This is a genomic window from Acinetobacter seohaensis (assembly GCF_056431365.1).
The window spans coordinates 75,578-98,379 of the sequence record NZ_JBWKMK010000021.1; the positions used below are offsets into that span (position 1 = coordinate 75,578).

Consider the following 22,802-nt stretch of genomic DNA (forward strand, 5'->3'; position numbering starts at 1 on the left):
TTCACTACGCTTAAAAGAAAATCCAAAATTGAATAATTGGATTTTTAAATCGTATATTTATATAAGAATATTTTTACTTAATTTCATATTAGACTAAAAAAATATAATGCATAAAAAGATGAGATAAATATTAAAAACAGAAGGTTATGAAATTAAAAATTTTTGTAAAATTTTACAACAGCTCAATCACATACAAAAACAAACCTTTAACCAACCTTTGTTTTATATGATAAGTTTTTTGCCCTGTTTTAATATTATTAATGCATTTAAAGCAGTTTATTTAATATCAGGGTATATGTTAATTATTTTAAACGACGGAGTGTTTGAAATGGATTTAAATAACACAGTATTAACTGGAAAGAAGCTACGTGGCGCTGAGAAAATGGCGCGTATTCCGATTAAAGTTGTTCCAACGGAAACGACACCGAAAAAGCCAGAATGGATTCGGACTAAAATTAGTCAACCCGAGGAAGTTCAAATCATTAAGGATTTATTACGACAACAGAAACTACATACGGTTTGTGAAGAAGCGGCCTGCCCCAATTTGCCGCAATGCTTTAGCGGAGGGACTGCAACGTTTATGATCATGGGAGATATTTGTACTCGACGCTGCCCATTCTGTGATGTCGCACATGGTCGTCCTAATATCCTAGATCCTAATGAGCCAAAGCATCTGGCTGAAACAGTCAAGAATCTAAACTTAAAGTATGTCGTGATTACTTCTGTTGATCGAGACGACTTAAAAGATGGTGGTGCACAGCATTTTGCAGATTGCATTCGAGAAATTCGTCAAACCAGTCCAGAGACTCTGATAGAAATTTTGGTTCCTGATTTTCGTGGTCGTGCAGATATTGCCCTGAAGATTCTGAGCCAAAACCCACCTGATGTTTTTAATCATAATATTGAAACCGTGCCACGTCTGTATAAAGCCATGCGACCAGGCGCTAACTATAAGCACTCATTGGATTTACTCAAGAAATTTAAACACTACTGTCCCGATATTCCAACCAAATGCGGTTTGATGGTCGGTTTAGGAGAAGTCGAGGCTGAGGTTATTGTCTTATTAAATGATTTGAAAGATTACCACGTTGACTATGTCACAATCGGTCAATACTTACAGCCATCTAAGTCTCATGCGCCAATTCATCGTTTTGTTACGTTGCAAGAGTTTAAGCATTATCAAACACATGGAGAGCGCTTAGCGTTTAAAAATATTTGGAGTGCGCCATTAGTACGATCAAGTTATTTTGCAGACCGTCAGTATCATGGTGAAGCTGTGCCTAGCCCTTACATGAGCGAATGAATTTTCATCCTATTTACGTTTATTAACATTTCAGATGGAAATAGCCATTTTCAGCTCATAAGAACACTTTTAAAGTAACTCAAGGACTGGTAAAGCCATAAGATATGATTTAACCAAGCAAAGATAAAAGCATTTAAAATTGAAGCAAGAAGAAATGACGTAAATGACTATAAATTTGGAAACTCATTTCTAAAATTTAAAAATATTACAGTCTGATCATAAAGGAATATGATATGAACCTGTTCAATACCGCATCTGCAAAAAATCTGCAAACAACCCATTTAATTAATCAACATACTGTACATGCGGCTCCTGTTTTAGCCTTACCTCCAGAAGATAAAACGTCTTTATTTCGCCGCTCTATCCAACATAATTATGCCGACTTACTCAAAATAGCTGATGATTCAGATATGGCGATTGGTCTCACAGATCATCAAGGTACTCTGTTATGGACATGGAGTAGTTCTGCAATGCTTTCTTCTGCCGAACAGGTTCATTTTATTGAGGGTGGGCATTGGTCTACACAGGCTGTTGGGACCAATGCGATAGGTATGACTTTAAACAGCCAAATATCAAGTTGTGTCTATTCTCATGAAAACCAAATGGACAGTGTTCGAGATTGGGTTTGTTATGCCGCGCCGATCTGGGATCCGACATCAGGGCAATTTCATGGCATTATTAACCTTTCCACAAAATATAAAAAACATACTCCTTTGGGGCTGCTTGCAGTTGAACGCTGTGCGGATTTAATACAACGAGCCATAAAGTTTGAACAGCAAAATTTTTTATACATTAAGGCGCTAGGCTCGCCTTGGGTTCAATTTAATGGGCAAACTTTAAACTTGAGTCACCGTCAAATTGAAATACTTTGCATTTTAGCTTTGCATCCCCATGGCATTGGCTTAGAAGAGTTACACTATGCCCTTTATGGTGAGCGTAGTGTCAGCCTAAAAACCCTAAAGGCTGAGCTTTCACAACTTCGTAGCCTATTACCTCATTCAATTGAGCCTCGGATTTATAGGCTTAGCTGTGAAGTCCAATGTGATTTTTTAAGTGCTGAACAATCATTAAATGCAAATCTTATTTCCAGTACATTCTCACTATATAAAGGTAGCTTTCTCTCTAAATCAGAAAGCCCTTTACTCAGCACTTGGAGACATTGTTTTGATGCCCGTTTGAGCCAGTTGATCTATCAAATAAAGGATATCGATCAGTTATTAAGAATTATTGGGCAGACACATGACCGAATTGATGCTGTACAGCGTTTATTAGAGTTATTACCACAGGACAGTATCCACCGTAATTATTTTTCAAATCTGATTTAGATTTGATCTGTTGCTTCAATTCTAAAGTTTTATTGTGAAACAGATTGAAAAGGAAGCTTGATTTTCATACTCCTTTAATGAGAATGTACGATCAAGTCTGAACTAATACAGAATATCGCTTATAAAGCTTATAAATAAGCTTTTAGTTGTTCAAACAAGTGAGACCACCTCTTTTTGAGTAAACTTTTCTTTATCAATTTTCAGCACGTAGCGGGTATTACGCCCACCACCTTCCAGTTTATACAGCACATCGTTTTCCAAAAGCTCGGTTAGGTGACGTGTTGCTGTAGCCTTACTTGCTCCAGTGAGCTTTTGATACTGTGAAGCATTAATTCCGAGAGGGAAATCATTCTCTTCGCCATTGAGTAAACGATTTAAAACTTTATTCTGGGCTTCATTGAATTCGATATGAGAATAAGTGCTCCAAAATTTCGCTTTAGTGATCGTTCGATCAAGTCGTAGTAAAGACCTATCGATACTTTTTTCTAAGGTGTTTAAAAACCAGACCAACCACTCATTGATTGTATAAGTATCATTCTGGCATTTCTCAAGGACCTCATAATAACTACTACGATTTTCATGAATGGCCACGGACATAGCATATAAACGGATACTTTGGTGATCCATTTGAGCTAATGCTAAATCTGTAATAACACGCGTAATACGACCATTACCATCTTCAAATGGATGTAATGTCACAAACCAAAAATGAGCAAGTGCAGCTCGCAATAACGGATCAAGCATTACATCTTCTCTAGAACTATTGAACCATTCTATAAATTCATTCATTAGTCCCTGTAAATGCTCTCCACCCTCAGGTGCTTCAAAGTAAACCTTGGTAGTAGTACCATAAAGAGAACCACCAACAACCTGCATTGGTGCCTCGTTATCACGAATTTCTCCTACTTTGATTTTTTGCGCAGCATAATCAAAGCGTTCTATAGTTTGAAAAAGCCAGTTATGCCATTGTAATAAGCGCTCCATTGTTAATGGCGCATTATGATTGCTCACTGCATCCATCATGATATTGGCTAAACCTTCATTTTTATCTTGAATGGGTGCAGGATTTTCTTCTGTTACCCCTAAACGCCGAGCTAATGAGGATTTGAGTGAACGAACATTCAACTTCTCATCTTCAATGAGTGAGGATGCGACTAGATTTGTGAGCAGTGTATCTAATGGTAATGCCTCAGCTTCTGGTGATACTTTGCTCTCTCCGACTAATTGACCTATCTTCTTATGAATTAAACGTAATTTTACTGTGACAAGTGCTTCATCCCATTTAAATTTAGTCCAGTTTGCTTTTTGCCATACCCATTTTTTCATAAGCATTCCCCCCTACTGCATGAGTCTATTGTAACACCTATTCGGCTCATTTAGTGAGGAGCTATTAATTCAGTTATTCAGCTCATTTATGACTATTGACCTAATAAAACCTAGATTGTGAGCCGAATAATTGGCTTAAACAGCTCATATAATGAGCCAAATATACAGGTTATTCGGCTCATTTACTTCTTTTAGCCATTAGGTTGGTTATGTCAGCATTAACAGCGATTAAATATAATCCACACATTGAAGCTTTATATCAACGATTATTAAGCCAGGTTAAAAATAAAATGTGTGCTTTAGGTGCTGCAATGCGCAAGCTTATACATCTGTGTTATGGCGTTTTAAAACATCAGACTGCCTATCAAAGCGATTATTTATTGGTCGAATAATATCAAAACCTGATTGACTACCAAGACGCTATCTCATCTCAGAATATTGAGTCTCCGACAAACCTGGTACGGTTCACCTCTCAATTAAGACCTAGTCAATTGTGGTTGAACTGTGTAATCGCTTGAGATGGAGAATGACGTTCATCCTGCTTTTCAGCAGTTATAGTGATGATTGGCAGTTGAAATATTTCTAAATGTACTCCTGTTCCAGCAGCAGAGCTATGTTGTACATTCAAACCATAAATTAAATTGATCGACAATCGCATCTGCAGTAATAACAGAAATAGAGGCAGGCGCTTTTTGTAAACAATCTGTACGCAAACCCTCAGTCTTTACTGTAAAACTAAAATACGGCGTGGTTTCATTGGCTGTGATGACAATCGTATCAAATTATTGAATACCATTTTCTGCATCAACCCAAGGTTCTCAACACAGCGCTGACAGAATGAAGATTTTTAAAGGCGCAGTGAATATATTCTGTTTGAATTTACAATTGTACATACAAAATCTTGCATTAAAAAAGTGGTGATGCTTGAGGCATTTAGCTGTGCAGATTATGACAATTCGCGTTGAAGGAATCGAGTAAAAGTCTGGGTAAATTGCTGTCCTTGCTCTGTAAAAAACCAATTTACATGTCCAACAATCCAATCATAATAAGCAGCATCGGCATGTTTCAGGTTTTGGGTAATCCCGACAAAATATTCAAGCTCTGAAAATGCAAAATCCAAATGCACAATTTTTAGTAATCCGGGCAAAATGCTAAAGTCTTGTTGCGGATGTATTTCTGCAAAATACGCCTGTAAAAACGCGCTTAAACCCGCTTCGTCAATATTGATTTGTAATGTATGTTCTAAAGCTAACCAATCTATAAAGTTACGCTCAATCGTTACCGCAAGATCATAAAGCGCTGAATTTCGATCCGATAAGCCAAAATCAATCACCGCGGTAATATTGGCATCGGCACTTTGCGTAGACCAAAACAGATTAGAAGCATGCAAATCATTATGCGTCCAAATTTTAGTGACCTGCTGCAATACATGCTTAATTTTATGATGCGTCTGAGATACACGCTCTAAAAAAACGGTGTCTAAGTTTTTATCGGCAAAATAACGGCTCAATTCAGGGCTGTTTTGAATACGTTGCTGAATAGCCGTTACGATATTTTCACTTTCTAAAAGCTGCTGATTTGATACTAAATAACGTACCGATCTGCCATGTAACTCAGGAAAATCCTGCATGGCGACATGCAGTTTCGCAAGTAAACTCCCCACTTTGGCAGCATGTTCCGTATAGAAAAAAGGCGTCCAAGATTGCTGATCGACATATAAGTCAAAACCTGCTGCTTTTTCGTAGACTTCATAAGTCCAGTCGCCCATTTCTAAAGCGGTCAGTCCGTAATTCGAGGCAATTAATGTCGCAACAGGAATGTTTTTACTGGCTAAATGTCGCAAAAAAGCATGCTCTTGCAAAATATCTTGCGCATTACGAAATGAACGATGACTGCGTTTAATGAAATACGAGCGACTTCCTATTTTATCTGTACTGGCTGCATCCTGCGTGACTTCAATCACTGCGGCAGATGAAAATGGGCGCGGACTGCACCACAAAATTTGAATATTCCCTTGCAAACATGGGTAATACGGTTGCAGGTTGTGTAATTCTGAGACAGTCAGATGTGCCCAATCTTTATATTCCCAGTCATTCCCCATGCCATGACCTAAATCATGTGTGATTGTGGTCATTTTCGATATTCCTTAACCTGATCAGCATTGTGTAATCGTATATTCCCTGCCATCCATCTCAAATAATCATTTTTTAGATAGATGATAGCTATTTAATTAACGGTCTTGGCTTGTCGTAAACGCAAATTCACTTCATCTACAATCTGATCTAAACCTGTGTCATAAGCAGCTTCACTCACAAAAGACACCATATTTTGTGTAACTTGCGGCAAATTGTAATCTGCATACCATGACAATGAATTCACTTCTATTTCACGTTCACCCTGCAAAATCACGAATCTTTTTTGCATCCAAGCCTGCAAATTTTCACCCGTATAGGCATCATAAAAAATAATATCGGTCAGATAAAAATCTTTCATCATGTAGGAGTAAGCCACGCTATTTTCTTCTGGCTCATAATTAAAAAAAGGTGTGGTGGTCAGATGAAACTCAACCAGAAAATGACGTTTTAAACGATGATTTTGATATTCCGCTTTGACTTTAATCGGGCAACTGATTTGCGCAAAATCAATTTCATGTTCAGTATTTTGCTTAAAATATTCAGCCAAAGACCAGACCTGATGTTTCATGAAATCCTGCATTAAAAACTCAGGTTCAACTTCTTCATTCGTTAAATAAATGTCTTCAACAATATGCATGCCAATCTCTAAATATGCTGCTGCGATAGAAAAATCCTAACGGAAAGGCTTGTGTTTGTATAGCTATGCAATCGTAGAGTGTGATCTATATCTAGCAATCAATTATCCACGTAGATTGAATCTTAATCATGTTTTCAGCTATGCTATCAACACATCAAATTTCACTTCAAACACGCCTCGTTGCGTAGGAGTAATCTCATGTCTAAGAAGTTACCTATTTACTTCTCTGACGCTGCTTGGGCGTCATTACAAAAAATCATGGGCAGCGATGGTAAACCCAGCCCTAGCCTTAATGCCCTGCTTGAACAAATTGAATTGCTGAATCAGCATGATTTTCAAGCGCTTGCTAAAAGAAAAACGCTGCATCTTCCCGTAACAATAGAATCCATTCCTGCAGGTTTTCCTTCGCCTGCTCAAGACTATATTGATAAAAATATTGATCTGAATGAATATCTTATTTCTAATGAAAATGCGACCTTTTTAAATGTGGTACGCACTACCTCTATGGTGAATGCAGGGCTTGAATACGGCGATATTGTACTGGTAGATCGCAGTAAAGAAGCCAAACACCGCAGCATTGTGGTTGCATTAATCGACCAAAAAGACCTGACTATTAAACGCTTGATGATTACAGCCAAAATGTCCAAAAGTGAATTGGCTGAACATTTTGGTGAAGACTACGACCCTGCCACTTTGCCCGAAGCTTGGCTCAAGGCAGAAAGCCCCGACTACGACAGCATTTACCTGAAAGATGGGCAAACTTTTGAAGTGTTTGCTGTGGTCACGTGGAATTTGAAAAACCTGATGGTTTAAACACCACAATAATGCATAAAAAAGCCGAATAAGTAAAATAGTCATGAAAGCTTTAGAGCAAGTTTTTGCGCTCATTGACATTAATAATTGTTATGTGAGCTGTGAGCGGTTGTTTCAACCACACCTGAATCATCGTCCTGTGGTGGTGCTTTCCAATAACGATGGCTGCGTGGTGTCACGTTCCGAAGAAGCCAAACAACTTGGCATTAAAATGGCTGTGCCCTTTTACCAAGTTCAAGAATTAATTCAACAACATGATGTTGCGGTCTTTTCAAGTAATTATGCGCTCTATGCAGAAATGTCCAGACGTTTTAATAATATTATTCAAGAATTTGTCAGTGCCAAAGATATTGAAATTTATTCAATTGATGAAACATTTATTGAACTGAATTCATATTCTCAGACCGACTTAAATGAATTAGCGCAAGAAATTAAAGCAACTTTATGGCAATGGCTGGCTCTTCCTGTCTGTGTCGGTATTGGTCACAGTAAAACTGAAGCCAAACTGGCCAATCATATCGCCAAGAAAAATAGCTATTTCAACGGCGTGTGTAATTTACTCCATATGGACTTATGTAGCAAAGAAGCCTTATTTCAACACATTGATGTTGCTGAAGTCTGGGGTGTGGGTCGAAAACTTGCCAAAAAACTGCATGCTTTAAAGATTCATTCTGTATTTGATTTAGCAATTAGTGATCCTGAGCAAATGCAACGTAAATTTTCAATTTTAATGAAAAAAACCATTCTTGAACTCACAGGTACAGCATGTATTGAACTGGAGCACAATACCGTAAGTAAGCAGCAAATCATCAGCTCACGTTCTTTTGGGCAGCGTGTAACAGATATTCATGCGCTTTCAGAAGCTTTGAGCGATTATTTACAATCTGCTGTGCAAAGGCTCAGAGCTGAAAAAAGTTTATGTGGTTGTATGATCATTTTTGCGCAATCTAACCGTTTTGATCCGCGCCAAGTTTTTTACAATCAATCGGTCACTATTGCTTTCAATGAGCCAACAGATTCTGCTTTGCTCATAAACAAAGCCATGATGAAGCATGTGACAACGCTATTTCAGGAAGGAATTGCCTTTAAAAAATGTGGTGTGATTTTAACGGGACTTGAACCCAAACAAAGCTATATTCACGAACTGCTTACAGATACTGACGCCATTGAAAAACAGGAACAATTACAGCAAGTGTTGGATACCGTGAAAAATAAATTTGGTGTGCAAAAACTCGCCATTGGAGCATGTAAATTGCAAGATCGAACTTGGGCGATGCAGCGCAGCCATTTAAGCCCGAATTATTTTAGCTGGGAAGGTTTATTGGCGCTTGGTGATTAGCAGTTATTTGATTGGGCTAAAAAAGCTCACAATATGAGACCTAATTTAATGCTTAAAAGTACTACTTTGTAGTATACAATTAAACACTACAAAGTAGTATAAAGGTGTTTGATGTATACCATCTGTGAGACTACTTTTTTACCAATGAATATCCCTACTATTGGACTGAAGAACAATACAATGACTTTAAAATTTTCATTGCCGAGAACCACCCTACAGCAGGAGATGTAGAACCTGGTACTGGCGGCGTTCGTAAAATTCGATGGGGTGGAAAGAGTAAAGGTAAACAAGGTGGTGTTCGTGTAATTTATTACAACCGTTTAGCAAATGGCGAAATTTGGTTATTGACCTTATATAGTAAAGACACAATTACCCAACTTGAGAAAAAGACACTTAGACAATTAGCGGAGTTACTGAAATGAGTCGTTTATTAAGTGACAAAGAATTGGAAGCTCGAGAAGCAAAACGAGACTTAAATGTTGAATTATTAGAAGGCGTTAAACAAATGCTTGCTAATAACGCAGCAAGAAAAACTGTGATCAATGAAACAGATGTTGCTTTAGCACGAAGAAAGTCTGAACTCACTCAAGATCAATTTGCTAAAATTTTAGGTATCTCTAAACGTACATTAGAATCTTGGGAGCAAGGTGTTAGAAGACCTTCAGGAGCAGCTCAATCACTGATTAAATTGTTTATTTTAGATCCTCAATTTGTTCGTGACCATCTCGCTTAAATAAAATAGCCCTCAACAACAAGGGCTATTTATTATTTTGCCTTTTCAATAATAACAGCAAATCTTAGATTAGCATTTGAAATGCAACACCATGTTGTTGCCATAATACCTGACTCGGACTTTTAAAGCCGAGTCTTTTTCTTGGACGGTGATTCAAATCAGAACAGCGTTCTACTTCTGCAAGATTAGTCTTTATTCAGCCCAACAAACTTGGCACGTGCTTTATGCAGTTTTTTGTAGCTGTCGATTAAACGTAAATGACGATCTAAACCTTCAAGCTGCATATTGGTTTCGGTTAGACCATAGAAACGTACTGTGCCTTCAACAGAACCCATGACTGCATCCATACGTTCATTGCCAAACATACGGCGGAAATTGACAGCATAATCGGCAATATCCATTTTATCATCTAAAATAACTTCAAGCACGACATTCATACATTGATAGAACAAGCCACGTTCTACGGTATTGGTGTTGTATTGTAAGAATGCTTCGACTAAATCTTTAGCTTCTTCAAACTGTTCTAATGCCAAATAAATCAACAATTTTAATTCGAGGATGGTGAGCTGCCCCCAAACGGTATTGTCATCAAATTCAATGCCAATTAAGGTTTTGATTTCGGTATAGTCATCTAGCTCACATTCTTCCAAACGCTCAACTAAAGCTTCAAGTTGCTCATCATCCAAACGGTGCAGATTTAAAATGTCTTCACGGTACAGCAAAGCTTTATTGGTATTATCCCAAATCAGGTCTTCTACCAAATACACTTCTGAATAATCAGGGACTAATATTCGGCAAGCAGTTGCACCTAAATGTTCATAAATCGCCATATAGGATTCTTTGCCCATTTCTTCTAAAATCGCAAATAAAGCCTCAGCTTCTTCGACATTGCTATATTGACCATTGTTGGTGAAATCCCACTCTACAAATTCATGGTCTGCCTGCGCACTAAAGAAACGCCAAGACACTACACCACTTGAATCAATAAAGTGTTCAACATAGTTATTCGGCTCAGTTACCGCATTCGTACTAAAGGTCGGCTGTGGTAAATCATTTAAACCTTCAAAACTACGCCCTTGCAATAGTTCAGTTAAGCTGCGCTCTAAAGCGACTTTAAAGTTTGGATGTGCACCAAACGAAGCAAAAACACCGCCTGTACGCGGGTTCATTAAGGTCACACACATGACAGGGAATTGACCGCCTAAAGACGCATCTTTCACCAATACTGGGAAACCTTGTTCTTCTAAAGCCTGAATACCTGCCACAATACTTGGATATTTTGCCAAAACTTCTTGCGGTACATCAGGCAGGCTCATTTCTTCCTGAATAATTTCACGCTTCACTGCACGTTCAAAAATTTCAGATAAACACTGCACTTGAGCTTCTGCAAGCGTGTTACCTGCACTCATCCCGTTACTTAAATATAAGTTTTCAATTAAATTTGATGGGAAATATACCGTTTCACCATCGGATTGACGCACAAATGGCAATGAACAAATACCACGTTCAGTATTGCCTGAGTTGGTGTCATATAAATGTGTGCCCAGCAACTCATCTTCAGGATCATAAATTTCTAAGCAATATTCATCTAAAATTTCTTTAGGCAATTCACCATTTGGGCCAGGCTTAAACCATTTTTCATTTGGATAATGCACAAATTCGGCATTGGCAATCTCTTCACCCCAGAACTGATCGTTATAGAAGAAGTTACAGTTCAAACGTTCAATGAATTCACCCAAAGCAGATGCTAATGCACTTTCTTTGGCTGCGCCTTTACCATTGGTAAAACACATTGGCGATTGCGCATCACGAATATGTAATGACCAGACATTTGGCACGATATTACGCCATGAGGCAATCTCAATTTTCATGCCCAAACCTGCCAAAATACCCGACATATTGGCAATAGTTTCTTCAAGCGGTAAATCTTTACCAGCAATAAAAGTCGCTTGAGATGAAGTCAAGTTCGGCATCAGCAAAGCTTGTGCATCGGCATCAATGCTTTCGACTTGCTCAATCACAAACTCAGGGCCTGTTTGCACGACTTTCTTTACGGTACAACGGTCAATAGAACGTAAAATCCCCTGACGGTCTTTTTCAGAAATATCTGCAGGCAATTCCACCTGAATTTTAAAAATCTGTTTATAACGGTTTTCAGGATCGACAATATTGTTTTGAGATAAGCGGATATTATCGGTTGGAATATCACGTGATTGGCAATAAACCTTCACGAAATACGCAGCACACAATGCAGATGACGCAAGGAAATAATCAAATGGGCCTGGCGCAGAACCATCGCCTTTATAACGGATGGGCTGATCGGCAATGACGGTAAAATCGTCAAATTTAGCTTCAAGACGCAAGTTGTCTAAATAATTGACTTTAATTTCCATGCAGGCACCTATTGTATGTGCCTACTCAGACACAAAATTATAAAATATTGATTTATAAGCCGAATCAAGAGGGAGAATAAGACTTAAAAAATGAGGTTTGAAGTCATCGCAACTATTTAACAGCGACTCCAGAATATGCGACAACATTATAAAGTGATTTGGGTGAATTGATAATGCTATAAATACAGATTTACTGAATTTAAGCAAAGCTGCTAATTAATATATATAAACATAATATATTTAAATATATGCTATATTGTCTTTAGGTTCTAATCTGCTTGATGGTGAAACAACATGAAATATACCGAACTCACTGCTGAAATTTCGTCTAATATCAAATCCATTAAAGAACAATCTCCCGATTTACTTAAAAGTTTTAATGCCCTGTCACAAGTTGCGATGAAAGATGGCGTAATTGATGCCAAAACCAAAGAGTTTATTGCGCTTGCAATTGGTGTGGCACAACGCTGTGATGGTTGTATCGGTTTTCACGTCAGAACTTTGGTCAAAATGGGCATGACTTTTGAAGAATTGAATGAAATTTTAGGTATTGCTGTTTATATGGGCGGTGGCCCATCACTCATGTATGCCGCAAACGCCGTGGCAGCATTTAAAGAGTTTTCTCCATCTACAGCCGAATAACAGCATCAAATTTTTTACCGAGTCGAAACTATGTTAAATATCCATAATGAATGGGATGAACGCTACAGCCAACATGACCATATTTATGGTGAACAAGCCAATGCGTTCATTCAGGACATTACGCAAAAACTGTCTATTCACGGCAAAACTTTGGGCTTGGCCGAAGGTGAAGGTCGTAACTTGTTATATTTGGCAGCTGTGGCACAAGCCAATGAGCAAGCATTTGAAGCAGATTTATGGGACTACTCGCAAGTTGCTTTAGATAAGGCTCAAGGCTATGCACAGCAACGTGGTTTAAGCCTAAATACACGAAAGCAAGATTTAAGTCAGGTGGATTGGCAAGCCAATCAATATGACAACGTGATTTGTGTATTTGGTCACTTTAACCCTGAAACACAGCAAAAAGTGTTAAATGGCGTGCGCGAAACTTTGGTCAACGGCGGTTTATTTGTTGGTGAGCTGTATTCTACTCGTCAGCTAGAATATAAAACGGGCGGCCCACGTGCAGTAGAAATGCTGTACGATCCTATCGAGTTTTTAAGCCATTTTAAACACGATCATCTGATTCATTTCTTTGTGGGCGATGTAGAACGCTCAGAAGGCAAACTGCATCAGGGCAAATCCCACGTCGTTCAATTTGCGATTCGTATTCAGAAATAAAAGACTGAATCTTTTACATCAAAAAGCTTGCTCTAATGCAATTAGAGCAAGCTTTTTTGCGCTTTAGATTTGAATATTCAGTTAGATATTTGCTCGGAAATTTTTAAAATCACTCAAACACATCTTTCATAGATTTTGGCATTCCTTGTACCGACTGTAATTCGCCCTGTTTATTTTTCCAAAGCACAACAGGTGTGGCAAAGAACTCGTATTTATCCATCAGTGCCTGATTCTGTTCTAAGGTTTTTTCTACATGTACAGGCACAGTTTTTTGCTCGATCAGCTTTTTTTGTCCGTATTGACGATGGAACGCATTAAAGGTCTGCTGTGGGTTTTTCGCCATTAATAAAGTCGCGGCCTGCCCTTTGCTTTCAGGTCGGATCACCGCCACAATAATATGTCTTAACTGAACTTTGCCAGATTCTACCCACGGACGTGCCTGCTTCCAAAAGGTATGGCAATACGGACAATTCGGGTCTGAAAACACGTAGACAATTTTTTCAGCACTGGTTTGCCCATCCTGAATCCAAGTAGCGTGTTCCAGACTTTGCCACACATCTTCAAGTACCGACTTTTTCACATAACGGTCTAAAGCATCGACGGTTAAATTATTGCCTTGTGCATCAAACAAAGTGCCTACAATATAGTATTTCTGATCATTGGAAATAAACACTGTCGCAGGACTTTGTTCAATATGCCCTGCCCAACCTGTCATTTGTGCAGGTGCTTGAATTTGTTGCACAAACTTAAAACCTTCTTTTTCAATGTGCTGTTTGAGGTTGTCCTGTGCTTGCAGCATACTCACACTACTGGCAAGACTCATACCTATCGCCAGTTTCAGCATGTTATTTTTGATGTTTGATGTCATATTGATTGTCCTTAATTTTGGCTTCACGGCGGGTTTTCTTTCAAATCGTTAAGAGCGCGTTTATGGATTCGCTTGTATTTTTTTCAGATAATGCTGCAGCATCGGCTTGGTCAATTCACCCATGTGATGATCGACCAATTCTCCTTGTGCATTAAAAAACAAAGTACTTGGCAAACCGAACATATTGAAGTGTTGTCCTAAACGAGCTGCAGGGTCTAATAACACGTGTTCAAACTGAAATCGATGTTTCTGTAAATAGGCTTGAATCTCTGCTGCAAATTCGCCTTGATTGGCAAATACAAAATTGACCTCAGGGAAATCTTGCTGTGCTTGTTGCATAACAGGCATTTCACGATGACAAACTGGACACCAAGTCGCCCAGAGATTAATCACCGTGGGCTGCCCTGAAAATTGAGCTAAATCTTGAGGTTGTTGCGCTAGGTTGTGCAATACTAGATTGGGATAGGCATGCTGCGTCTGCAAAGGTTGGATAAGACTCCAACCTACAACTTGTACTGTAATAAAGAGCGCAACTGCCCATGCCAGAACAACACGTTGAATAGCGCGATTTTTCCAGACAAACCACGCCACACCTGCCATAACTGCGGCAATCAGATGAAAGCCTTTGTCCTGAATTTTTAAAATATCAATCGGGTTGGCAAAGTACAGCTCATAATGCTGCAACACAAAAACTGCCCGCCCAACTAAAGCACCAATCCACAGCGCATTCCATAATGCATCCTGATAACCTGTCCAAGTCTGTGCATTCCATGTATAACGACGCTGAAAAAATTTACCCATTGCAAAGACGACAATCAGTCCTAGCAATAAAAACACCAATGGCCATGGAATCATCAACATGCCTAACTGCAAGACTGCGGATTGAATCATGGCGCAGCCTCTTGCAGTTGATGAATATTTTGAATCAATTGCGCTGCGTTATAAGCACCTGTTAGACGCAATTCACGTTGTTCCCGTTGTGGATCTGCCAAAAATAACAACGTTGGCGGCCCTAAAATCTGCCATTTTTTCAATAAGGCATCTTGTGAAGGATGCTGTTCGGTTAAGTCGAGTTTAATCCGCACCACATGCTTTAAAGCATCTTGCACATCGGTACGAGGAATCACATCACGCTCAATCGGCTGACACGCCACACACCAATCGGCATAGACATCAATCACAATCTTTTGATGAGCATGTGCGGCCAAAGCTGCATTCAACTCTTGTTCTGTGCGTACTTTGATCCATGGCTGTAATTGGTCTGCTTGTACCTGCGCATTGACACTGGCAATACTCTGATTGACATGCCAAATTCCACTACTGGCGATTACTGCCGCCAAAGCCAATAACGAAAAACGCTGTGGACGATGTAACACGTGGCGCAAAATTGCGATTAAATATGCAGCGAAGGCAAATAACACCACGGCAAAAGCAACATAGTACCAAGTCACAGAAAATAGCGGACGAGCAAAATACAAAGCCATTGCCAACATGATAAAACCAAAGCTAAATTTTAGCCGTTCCATCCACAAACCTGGCTTTGGCAAATATTTCGCGCCAAACACGCTGGCAATAAGTAAAGGAATTCCCATACCTAAACCGAGCAGGAACAAATATAAACCACCCAATGCTGCTTGATCCAAATGTGAGACGTACAGCAATGCTCCCGCTAAAGGCGCACTCATACATGGCCCGACAATCAGTGCAGAAATCACCCCCATAACGCCCGCACCCAATAAAGTACCGCCTTTTTGATATTGCTGAATACGATCTAAACGCTGTAACACTGCTTGTGGTAATGAGAACTGATACAGTCCAAACAGGTTTAAAGCAAAGAGCACAAACAACATAGCAAAAACTGCAATCACTACGGGATTTTGGAACCAACGCTGTACGCTATAACCAATGTGTGACGCAACAACGCCCATCAAGCCATAGACTAGCGCCATACTGACGATAAAGGTGATCGCAATTGCTGCCGCTTTATAGCCTGTGTTGCGCTGCACCAAAATGCCAGAAAGAATTGGAATCAGCGGCAATGAACACGGTAAAAAAGCCAGTAATACCCCAAAACCTAAAAAGATAAACGCATTCAGTAACAACCCTTGCCCAGACAATAAATTCAGGAAAAATTGATCATTGTTCCATTGCTGATTCAGACTCGTACTACTGGCTGTTTCCGTATTGCTTGAATTGGCTGATGCAGCGAATGTATTGTCTGTCAACGCCGTATCTGTATTTTCAATCTCTAAGGAATTTGCTAAATCAACGTTTTCTACTGGTTCAGGGGTAAGTTTAGGATCAGCTTGTGTTACAGCAACCGCATTTTCAGCAAGCTGTGCTTTGTTTTCTAGCGTTTGCTGTTCAAGTTTGAGTTCTTTTGTCGTTACAGTATTTGCAGTTGTCGTAACTTGTTTTTGTGTACTAGAACCATTGGCTTGATGCTTATCTGCATCATTTAAGTTAGTGTTTAAAGCAGCCTGATTATTCTGATTGAGTTGCTGAAGTAAATTACCTTTGCCCGCACTTAAATTATGCTGTGGCAATAAACCATCGGCATCGGTTTGAATCGTTTTACGCTGTACGGGATAACACAAACCATCTTCAGCGCAGCCTTGCCAAGTAATTTGATATTGCTGATTAGGCTTCACCTGAATCTGTGTTGTCACTTGCCCATAATGCACACGTGTCAGCCCGAAAGTCGGATCATCTTTTTCCTGCCCTGCAGGCAATTTAAAAGCAAGCGGCTTTTGAGCCTGACTGACTTTGAATTGATCGTGATATAAATAGTAATGCGGTACGACATCCCATTTCAGTTCAACCGTTTGTTCAGACAATGACGTCGCCTGAAACTTAAAAGCTTGATCGGACGCTAAAAATTCATTGGCAGCATTGACCCACACCGCACACAGACTCAACACAAAATAAGCAATGACGCGAATAAAAATCATGTATTTATACTAAAAATTAAAAAACTGACTGTATTATCGGTAAGTGTAGATTAAGAGAACATTAATAAAGATTTTTCTTTGTAAACTTGAGCATTGTAGGTGCCTAATCTAAATTTGTGGCGTGATCGAGATGTGTCATATATTGGGCTGACTGTGGTATAGGAGCAAATATGTTCGTCGTTTTGGTGGAAGATGATCCTTATATTGCCCAAAGTATTGTGGCAGCACTCGAATTTTTAAGTATTTCAGTCGAACACGTGAATAACGCGCGCGATGCCGATTACTTCATACGTCATAGTGCGGTAGATCTGTGCCTGCTCGATTTAGGTCTGCCTGACCAAGATGGTTTACAGTTACTCGAAAACTGGCGTAAAGATGCCATTCATATTCCAGTATTGGTATTAACCGCGCGGAATCATACTCAAGACTGCGTACAGGCGCTCAACTTAGGAGCAGATGACTACCTAACTAAACCTTTTGAATTAAATGAACTGATTGCCCGTGTATATGCATTAAGCCGCCGTCATCGTGGTTATTCATCGAACCAACTGCAAAGTGGTCAGTTACACATGAACCTCGATACACAAGAAGTCAGTTGGCATTCACAAAACATTCAGCTTTCACGCCGTGAATATAGCCTATTGGAAACCTTTTTACGGCATCCGAACCAAATCTTAAAAAATGAAGAACTGATAGATAAAGTGTATGGCTTTCAAGACAGTATCGAAAGCAATGCCTTAAATGTGCATATCTACCATTTACGGCATAAAATCCACCCCGATTTTATTCAAACGGTGCGTGGTGTCGGCTACATCTTTAAACCTGAGCTGCTGACATGAAAAACTACAGTCTGAAATGGCGTTTGGTATCGACCATCAGCTGTGCATTTATTTTGCTGTGGGTGATTGTCTTTGCATGGCTCTACCATGACTTGGAACAACGCTTACAAAATACGCTGGATGAACGACTTTCTACCTCAGCCCGTATGGTCGCCCGCCTGATTCAGCAACTGCCCCTAGAACAACTCACAGAAAGTTTGCATGCCGAATCAGAAAATGCCTTGCTACATAGTTTAATTGCTTGTGAAGTCTCTATTTTCCGTGCCGATGTTTCATTACCACAGCATGTGATTGCACGCACTCAAGGCGCACCGAAAAATTTAAAAAACCAACAAGTCGGTTTCAGCACATGGACAGAAAATGGACTGCAATGGCGTAGTTATGTACTGCGTGAAGGTGAAGTTCAGGTGGTGGTGGCTGAAAAAATTCAGTTACGGCAAAACCTACTTAAACAAATTTTACAGTCGGTACTGATTCCTTTACTGCTTACTTTGATTATTTGTATTTTGCTAATTTTGTGGATTATCCGTCTGGAGTTTTTACCGCTCGATCACATCACCCGCCACTTAATTCAGAAAAAACAATCTTTAGATGAAGCTTCTCGTTATTTAATTGAACTGAGATCACAAAAAATTCCTAAAGAAATTCAGCCTTTTGTCGATAACTTATTGATGCTGATTGAACGCCTACATAAAAGTCTGGAACACGAAAAAAACTTTAGTGCATTTGCTGCGCATGAACTGCGCACGCCGTTAACGGCTATTAAAACGCATGTGCAACTAAGCCAATTGATGTTGAATCAAACCGCATCTGCCCAAGATACAGCCAAAGTCATCGACAATTTAAAACACGCAGAACGCAGCATCCAACGTTATCAACAACTTTTGGAACAACTGTTATTGCTCAGTCAAACTGAAGCAGGTATTCAAGCGGCACATAGCCATGCAGATATGCGTAGCGTATTAGAAACAGTCTTGTCGGAACTGACTGTGGAATATCCCAATCTATCAGCGAAATTACAGATTGATTGGGCGAGTTTGGTAGGACAACACATTAATATTCCAGCGCCTGCGTTTCACATGGTACTGAAAAACTTGATTCAAAATGCTTATTTGCATGCAGAGGATGCGCCAAACATTCAAATTTATATGCAAGACCTGCAATTGATCATTGCAGACCAAGGCAAAAGCCTGAATGAAGATGATTTTACCATTCTGACTCAGCGTTTTTGGCGTAAATCTGCGCATAAACAAGGCTATGGCTTAGGTCTAACTCTAGTCAAAGTATTATTAGAGCAATATGGCTACCTACTTCAATTTCAGGCTAACCAACCGCAAGGTTTAAAAGTGATTGTCAGTTTTGATGCAGCACCTTCTGCAACAGAGAAACAACAGACGGATTAAGCTTTTCTGAGCTTTAACAGCAAATAAAGCAAGATTCAGAACAAGATCACTTAACTTTTGCCAATACCGAACATATTGCTCTACTTTACGATAACGCCATTTTTAAGGTGATTTTTGAAATAAAAGGTCAATGCGTTCTAAAATTTTATCTATGATGTAGATGCTGCGGGCTATTGAGTAGAAGAACATTGGCTAGAAAAAAATTGCTGAAACTTTCATCACCGTTTTTTTGTTCGATACCACGTCATATTTTTAAATGAGGTAGATATCCGTGCAGATCGTGCATGCGCTTGGTCTTGTGATCAATCTACAACTTAATTAAAGTGTACATAAAACCAACAGCACCCCACTCAAAATATAATACGCAGCGTAGGAGCATCTATTCCAGACTAAAATATAGATAAATATATCAATCAAAGCATTCCATTTAAGCTCATGTTTTATTTAAATAAAGTTGAATTTTTAAAATATCTTATTATCGAAATGATCTTTCTATCGAATCCATAACCACTTGAACGATGATCACAAAACGTATTAGATGATCCACTGCAGTTTGTGTGGTCATCTACTTTGAATGAACTGAAAAAATGGAATCGCCATTTTTTATAAACAGCAACGAAATATCATGCTATAAAGAAATGCGATATTGATGTTGGTTGTTTTCTGGCTTTGACATTCCGAATCAAACCAGTTCAAGTCACTCGCTTGATCAGTCGTTACAGAAAACAAATGAATAGATTTGGTCAGTTGTTTTAGAATATAAAAATCAGCAAAAAAAACTAAAAATGTAATTTTTTAACATTGCGAATTCCCTGCAAAGTTTTCATTATAGAGCCTCATTTTGGCACACGCTTTCTACGTCAAATTAAACAAATTACAAAAAAAATGTGGAATTTTATGCCATAATTAGCAAACTTTGCAGACATCTTGCAAAGTATTATTGCAATTATTTATTGGAGCAAGCGGAATGAGTTCGACCATTTTGGTTATTCATGGACCGAATCTAAATTTGCTAGGAAAGCGTGAACCCGAAGTTTATGGTTACCTCACTCTTGAGGATATAAATCAACAGCTCATTTCACAAGCGCAAAAAGCATCAATTTCTATAGATACTTTCCAAAGTAATTGGGAAGGCGCAATTGTAGACCGAATTCATCAAGCCGCGTTAGATGGCACACAATATATCATTATTAACCCTGCTGCATTGACGCATACCTCTGTTGCGGTACGTGATGCTTTGTTAGGGGTCGCTATTCCATTTATTGAAGTCCATTTGTCGAATGTGCATGCACGTGAGGCGTTTAGACATCATTCATATTTATCAGACAAAGCCATTGGTGTGATTTGCGGTTTAGGCGCAAAAGGCTATGCCGCAGCACTCGACTTTGTTCTTGAAAAAATTCAACCTACTACACAATCTTAAACTAGGAATACTGTCCATGGATATTCGTAAAATCAAGAAACTCATCGACTTGATGATTGAATCTGACTTACAAGCGATTGAAGTTAAAGAAGGCGATCAGTCGATTGCATTAACTCGTCGCAGTCCAGTAGTAGCGGCAGCAGTTCCTGCAATGCCTGCACCTTCTGCAGAAGTACCATCTGCACCTAAATCTTCACCACGTGGTGCTGTTGAAACTTCTCCAATGGTTGGCGTGTTCTATGCAGCACCAAGCCCAGGTGAAGCACCATTTATTAAAGTGGGTCAAACTGTTTCTGCTGGTGAAACGCTTGGCATTATCGAAGCAATGAAAATCATGAACCCAATTGAAGCAACTCAAAGTGGCGTGATTGAAGAAATTCTAGTTAAAAATGGCGAAGTGATTCAATTTGGTCAACCACTCTTCCGCTACCGCGCTTAAGACCTCGGGGATTCACAATGTTGCAAAAAGTTTTAATTGCAAACCGTGGTGAGATTGCCCTGCGCATCACCCGAGCTTGCAAAACTTTAGGGATCAAAACCGTGGGTATCTATTCAGATGCCGATAAAGACCTGATGCACTTACGCTTTTGTGATGAAGCCGTGTGTATTGGTCCGGGTGCGAGCAGTGAAAGTTACCTGAATATTCCTGCAATTATTACTGCAGCAGAAATTACAGGTGCAGATGCCATTCACCCTGGTTATGGTTTCCTTGCCGAAAATGCCGAATTTGCTGAAATTGTAGAAAGTTCAGGTTTCATTTTCATTGGTCCACGCCCTGAGCATATTCGCTTAATGGGTAACAAAGTTTCTGCAATTACTGCAATGCGTAAAGCTGGCGTACCAACTGTACCGGGTTCAGCACACGCCGTTACACCACACAATGCTTTAGCTGAAGCCAAAGAAATTGGTTTCCCGCTCATTGTAAAAGCGGCTGCTGGTGGTGGTGGTCGTGGTATGCGTATTGTAGAGCGCGTAGACACCCTGCTTGAATCAGTTCAAGCGGCTCAACGTGATGCAGAAATGTGGTTTGGTGATGACACGGTCTATATGGAACGTTTCTTACAAAAGCCACGTCACGTAGAAGTACAAGTATTGGCTGATGGTAATGGTCACGCGATTCACCTTTATGACCGCGACTGTTCTTTACAACGTCGTCACCAAAAAGTTCTTGAAGAAGCGCCAGCACCTAACTTACCAGAACAAGCACGTGCCGATATTTTAGAAGCGTGTGTTAATGCATGTAAGTTAATGCAATACCGTGGTGCAGGTACTTTCGAATTCTTATTTGAAGATGATGAATACTTCTTCATTGAAATGAATACACGTGTTCAGGTTGAGCATCCTGTAACTGAAATGGTGACAGGCATTGACATCATTGAACAACAATTGCGTATTGCTGCAGGTCTAGGTTTAGACATTGAGCAAGATCAGGTTGAAATTCGTGGTCACGCAATCGAATGTCGTATTAACGCAGAAGACCCAACCACCTTCGTACCTTCACCAGGTAAAATTGAACACTTCTATGCCCCAGGTGGTGCAGGTGTTCGTGTAGATTCACACATCTACGAAGGTTATAGCATTCCGCCGTATTACGACTCAATGATTGCTAAACTGATTGTGCATGGTAAAGATCGTGAAACCAGTATTGCGCGTATGCGTCAAGCCTTGGATGAAACTATCTTAACAGGAATTAAAACCAACATTCCTTTGCACAAAGACTTGATTCTGCAAGATAAAAACTTCTGCAAACAAGCAATGGATATTCACTATCTTGAAAAGCATTTGCTAAAGCAACTTGCTGGCAATGAAGAAGAAAAAGCATAAGTAATTAAGGTTGCTTAAGTTTAAAATAAAGAGCTGATGATTCAACGTCAGCTCTTTTTTATTGTTGGGAATAAAAGCTAAACCGTTAATCTATGCAGATCAGTGTCAATAAAAAACCAATACTCCAAATGGAGTATTGGTTTAAAAATTGATTTAAAAACTGAGATCATTTTAGATCATCGAATGAT

General features: G+C 39.4%; 20 protein-coding genes and 1 pseudogene. 13 read left to right on the forward strand and 8 right to left on the reverse strand.

From position 1 onward, the window contains the following. Positions 1-328 precede the first annotated feature (328 nt). Together lipA and AC07E5_RS03310 are read left to right on the forward strand one after the other, a co-directional pair. Positions 329-1,303 carry a lipoyl synthase gene (gene lipA / locus AC07E5_RS03305; RefSeq protein ID WP_104853228.1) on the forward strand — a complete coding sequence of 325 codons (975 nt, stop codon included), beginning with the start codon at positions 329-331 and terminating at the stop codon, positions 1,301-1,303. Positions 1,304-1,536: 233 nt separating this feature from the next. Further along, the gene (locus AC07E5_RS03310; RefSeq protein WP_104851952.1) at positions 1,537-2,628 is read left to right on the forward strand and encodes a sigma-54-dependent transcriptional regulator family protein; all 1,092 of its coding nucleotides are present in this window, start codon (positions 1,537-1,539) and stop codon (positions 2,626-2,628) included. A gap of 150 nt (positions 2,629-2,778) precedes the next feature. Here AC07E5_RS03310 and AC07E5_RS03315 read toward each other — a convergent pair whose 3' ends face one another. Next, a complete protein-coding gene (locus tag AC07E5_RS03315; RefSeq protein WP_498624584.1) occupies positions 2,779-3,954 on the reverse strand; it encodes a Fic family protein in 1,176 nt (391 codons plus the stop codon). 203 nt (positions 3,955-4,157) lie between these two features. On the opposite strand from AC07E5_RS03315, the pseudogene AC07E5_RS03320 reads away from it, so the two are divergent. Further along, positions 4,158-4,346: pseudogene (locus AC07E5_RS03320) on the forward strand (IS110 family transposase); the annotation flags it as partial. Positions 4,347-4,441: 95 nt separating this feature from the next. On the opposite strand, the gene AC07E5_RS03325 reads toward AC07E5_RS03320, so the two are convergent. From AC07E5_RS03325 to AC07E5_RS03335, 3 genes are all read right to left on the reverse strand, one after another. Next, positions 4,442-4,606, reverse strand: coding sequence for a hypothetical protein (locus tag AC07E5_RS03325; protein WP_178867722.1), 165 nt, complete (start codon positions 4,604-4,606; stop codon positions 4,442-4,444). A gap of 294 nt (positions 4,607-4,900) precedes the next feature. Continuing rightward, entirely contained in the window at positions 4,901-6,088 is a 1,188-nt protein-coding gene (locus AC07E5_RS03330) for a phosphotransferase enzyme family protein (RefSeq protein ID WP_498624585.1), read from the reverse strand. A 92-nt stretch (positions 6,089-6,180) separates the two neighbouring features. Further along, positions 6,181-6,726, reverse strand: a complete 546-nt coding sequence (locus tag AC07E5_RS03335; protein ID WP_368780108.1) for a hypothetical protein — start codon at positions 6,724-6,726, stop codon at positions 6,181-6,183. 198 nt (positions 6,727-6,924) lie between these two features. On the opposite strand from AC07E5_RS03335, the gene AC07E5_RS03340 reads away from it, so the two are divergent. From AC07E5_RS03340 to AC07E5_RS03350, 3 genes are all read left to right on the forward strand, one after another. Further along, on the forward strand, positions 6,925-7,539 hold the full coding sequence (locus AC07E5_RS03340; RefSeq protein WP_096902350.1) for a LexA family protein: 615 nt from the start codon (positions 6,925-6,927) through the stop codon (positions 7,537-7,539). Positions 7,540-7,582: 43 nt separating this feature from the next. Further along, positions 7,583-8,878: a Y-family DNA polymerase gene (locus tag AC07E5_RS03345; protein WP_498624586.1), complete on the forward strand. Its 1,296-nt coding sequence runs from the start codon at positions 7,583-7,585 to the stop codon at positions 8,876-8,878. Between the two features lie 418 nt (positions 8,879-9,296). Then, the gene (locus tag AC07E5_RS03350; RefSeq protein ID WP_004973819.1) at positions 9,297-9,611 is read left to right on the forward strand and encodes a helix-turn-helix domain-containing protein; all 315 of its coding nucleotides are present in this window, start codon (positions 9,297-9,299) and stop codon (positions 9,609-9,611) included. A gap of 185 nt (positions 9,612-9,796) precedes the next feature. On the opposite strand, the gene AC07E5_RS03355 is transcribed toward AC07E5_RS03350, so the two are convergent. After that, positions 9,797-12,004 carry an OsmC domain/YcaO domain-containing protein gene (locus AC07E5_RS03355; RefSeq protein WP_498624587.1) on the reverse strand — a complete coding sequence of 736 codons (2,208 nt, stop codon included), beginning with the start codon at positions 12,002-12,004 and terminating at the stop codon, positions 9,797-9,799. A 294-nt stretch (positions 12,005-12,298) separates the two neighbouring features. On the opposite strand from AC07E5_RS03355, the gene AC07E5_RS03360 reads away from it, so the two are divergent. Both AC07E5_RS03360 and AC07E5_RS03365 read left to right on the forward strand, forming a co-directional pair. Continuing rightward, entirely contained in the window at positions 12,299-12,646 is a 348-nt protein-coding gene (locus AC07E5_RS03360; RefSeq protein WP_004973824.1) for a carboxymuconolactone decarboxylase family protein, read from the forward strand. A 30-nt stretch (positions 12,647-12,676) separates the two neighbouring features. Next, positions 12,677-13,306 (forward strand): class I SAM-dependent methyltransferase, encoded by a 630-nt coding sequence (locus AC07E5_RS03365; RefSeq protein WP_104851947.1) that lies wholly within the window; start codon positions 12,677-12,679, stop codon positions 13,304-13,306. 109 nt (positions 13,307-13,415) lie between these two features. On the opposite strand, the gene dsbG is transcribed toward AC07E5_RS03365, so the two are convergent. From dsbG to dsbD, 3 genes are read right to left on the reverse strand one after another with little or no spacing between them, the layout of a single operon-like run. Next, on the reverse strand, positions 13,416-14,174 hold the full coding sequence (gene dsbG / locus AC07E5_RS03370) for a thiol:disulfide interchange protein DsbG (protein WP_004973828.1): 759 nt from the start codon (positions 14,172-14,174) through the stop codon (positions 13,416-13,418). Positions 14,175-14,234: 60 nt separating this feature from the next. After that, positions 14,235-15,065 (reverse strand): TlpA disulfide reductase family protein, encoded by an 831-nt coding sequence (locus AC07E5_RS03375; protein ID WP_104851946.1) that lies wholly within the window; start codon positions 15,063-15,065, stop codon positions 14,235-14,237. Further along, a complete protein-coding gene (gene dsbD, locus AC07E5_RS03380) occupies positions 15,062-17,125 on the reverse strand; it encodes a protein-disulfide reductase DsbD (protein WP_104851945.1) in 2,064 nt (687 codons plus the stop codon). The genes AC07E5_RS03375 and dsbD overlap by 4 nt, the downstream gene beginning before the upstream one ends. Positions 17,126-17,295: 170 nt before the next feature. Here dsbD and AC07E5_RS03385 point away from each other — a divergent pair, with 170 nt between their 5' ends. The 5 genes from AC07E5_RS03385 (at position 17,296) to accC (ending at position 22,614) form a co-directional block, all read left to right on the forward strand. Next, a complete protein-coding gene (locus AC07E5_RS03385) occupies positions 17,296-17,964 on the forward strand; it encodes a response regulator transcription factor (RefSeq protein ID WP_104851944.1) in 669 nt (222 codons plus the stop codon). Next, positions 17,961-19,367 (forward strand): sensor histidine kinase, encoded by a 1,407-nt coding sequence (locus AC07E5_RS03390; RefSeq protein ID WP_498624588.1) that lies wholly within the window; start codon positions 17,961-17,963, stop codon positions 19,365-19,367. Before AC07E5_RS03385 ends, AC07E5_RS03390 begins: the two co-directional genes overlap by 4 nt. A 967-nt stretch (positions 19,368-20,334) precedes the next feature. Next, complete coding sequence (aroQ, locus tag AC07E5_RS03395) at positions 20,335-20,790, forward strand: type II 3-dehydroquinate dehydratase (protein WP_004973836.1); 456 nt, start codon at positions 20,335-20,337, stop codon at positions 20,788-20,790. A 16-nt stretch (positions 20,791-20,806) separates the two neighbouring features. Then, the gene (gene accB, locus AC07E5_RS03400) at positions 20,807-21,229 is read left to right on the forward strand and encodes an acetyl-CoA carboxylase biotin carboxyl carrier protein (RefSeq protein WP_004973838.1); all 423 of its coding nucleotides are present in this window, start codon (positions 20,807-20,809) and stop codon (positions 21,227-21,229) included. Between the two features lie 17 nt (positions 21,230-21,246). After that, complete coding sequence (gene accC / locus AC07E5_RS03405) at positions 21,247-22,614, forward strand: acetyl-CoA carboxylase biotin carboxylase subunit (protein ID WP_004973841.1); 1,368 nt, start codon at positions 21,247-21,249, stop codon at positions 22,612-22,614. Positions 22,615-22,802 lie beyond the last annotated feature (188 nt).

What these genes read in the sequence shown, in the direction of transcription:
- accB (WP_004973838.1), top strand. Translation starts at nt 20,807, where the DNA reads ATGGATATTCGTAAAATCAAGAAACTCATCGACTTGATGATTGAATCT.
- AC07E5_RS03375 (WP_104851946.1), bottom strand. Translation starts at nt 15,065, where the DNA reads ATGATTCAATCCGCAGTCTTGCAGTTAGGCATGTTGATGATTCCATGG.
- lipA (WP_104853228.1), top strand. Translation starts at nt 329, where the DNA reads ATGGATTTAAATAACACAGTATTAACTGGAAAGAAGCTACGTGGCGCT.
- AC07E5_RS03355 (WP_498624587.1), bottom strand. Translation starts at nt 12,004, where the DNA reads ATGGAAATTAAAGTCAATTATTTAGACAACTTGCGTCTTGAAGCTAAA.
- dsbD (WP_104851945.1), bottom strand. Translation starts at nt 17,125, where the DNA reads ATGATTTTTATTCGCGTCATTGCTTATTTTGTGTTGAGTCTGTGTGCG.
- AC07E5_RS03365 (WP_104851947.1), top strand. Translation starts at nt 12,677, where the DNA reads ATGTTAAATATCCATAATGAATGGGATGAACGCTACAGCCAACATGAC.
- AC07E5_RS03310 (WP_104851952.1), top strand. Translation starts at nt 1,537, where the DNA reads ATGAACCTGTTCAATACCGCATCTGCAAAAAATCTGCAAACAACCCAT.
- AC07E5_RS03385 (WP_104851944.1), top strand. Translation starts at nt 17,296, where the DNA reads ATGTTCGTCGTTTTGGTGGAAGATGATCCTTATATTGCCCAAAGTATT.
- aroQ (WP_004973836.1), top strand. Translation starts at nt 20,335, where the DNA reads ATGAGTTCGACCATTTTGGTTATTCATGGACCGAATCTAAATTTGCTA.
- dsbG (WP_004973828.1), bottom strand. Translation starts at nt 14,174, where the DNA reads ATGACATCAAACATCAAAAATAACATGCTGAAACTGGCGATAGGTATG.
- AC07E5_RS03350 (WP_004973819.1), top strand. Translation starts at nt 9,297, where the DNA reads ATGAGTCGTTTATTAAGTGACAAAGAATTGGAAGCTCGAGAAGCAAAA.
- accC (WP_004973841.1), top strand. Translation starts at nt 21,247, where the DNA reads ATGTTGCAAAAAGTTTTAATTGCAAACCGTGGTGAGATTGCCCTGCGC.
- AC07E5_RS03335 (WP_368780108.1), bottom strand. Translation starts at nt 6,726, where the DNA reads ATGCATATTGTTGAAGACATTTATTTAACGAATGAAGAAGTTGAACCT.
- AC07E5_RS03340 (WP_096902350.1), top strand. Translation starts at nt 6,925, where the DNA reads ATGTCTAAGAAGTTACCTATTTACTTCTCTGACGCTGCTTGGGCGTCA.
- AC07E5_RS03390 (WP_498624588.1), top strand. Translation starts at nt 17,961, where the DNA reads ATGAAAAACTACAGTCTGAAATGGCGTTTGGTATCGACCATCAGCTGT.
- AC07E5_RS03315 (WP_498624584.1), bottom strand. Translation starts at nt 3,954, where the DNA reads ATGAAAAAATGGGTATGGCAAAAAGCAAACTGGACTAAATTTAAATGG.
- AC07E5_RS03360 (WP_004973824.1), top strand. Translation starts at nt 12,299, where the DNA reads ATGAAATATACCGAACTCACTGCTGAAATTTCGTCTAATATCAAATCC.
- AC07E5_RS03345 (WP_498624586.1), top strand. Translation starts at nt 7,583, where the DNA reads ATGAAAGCTTTAGAGCAAGTTTTTGCGCTCATTGACATTAATAATTGT.
- AC07E5_RS03330 (WP_498624585.1), bottom strand. Translation starts at nt 6,088, where the DNA reads ATGACCACAATCACACATGATTTAGGTCATGGCATGGGGAATGACTGG.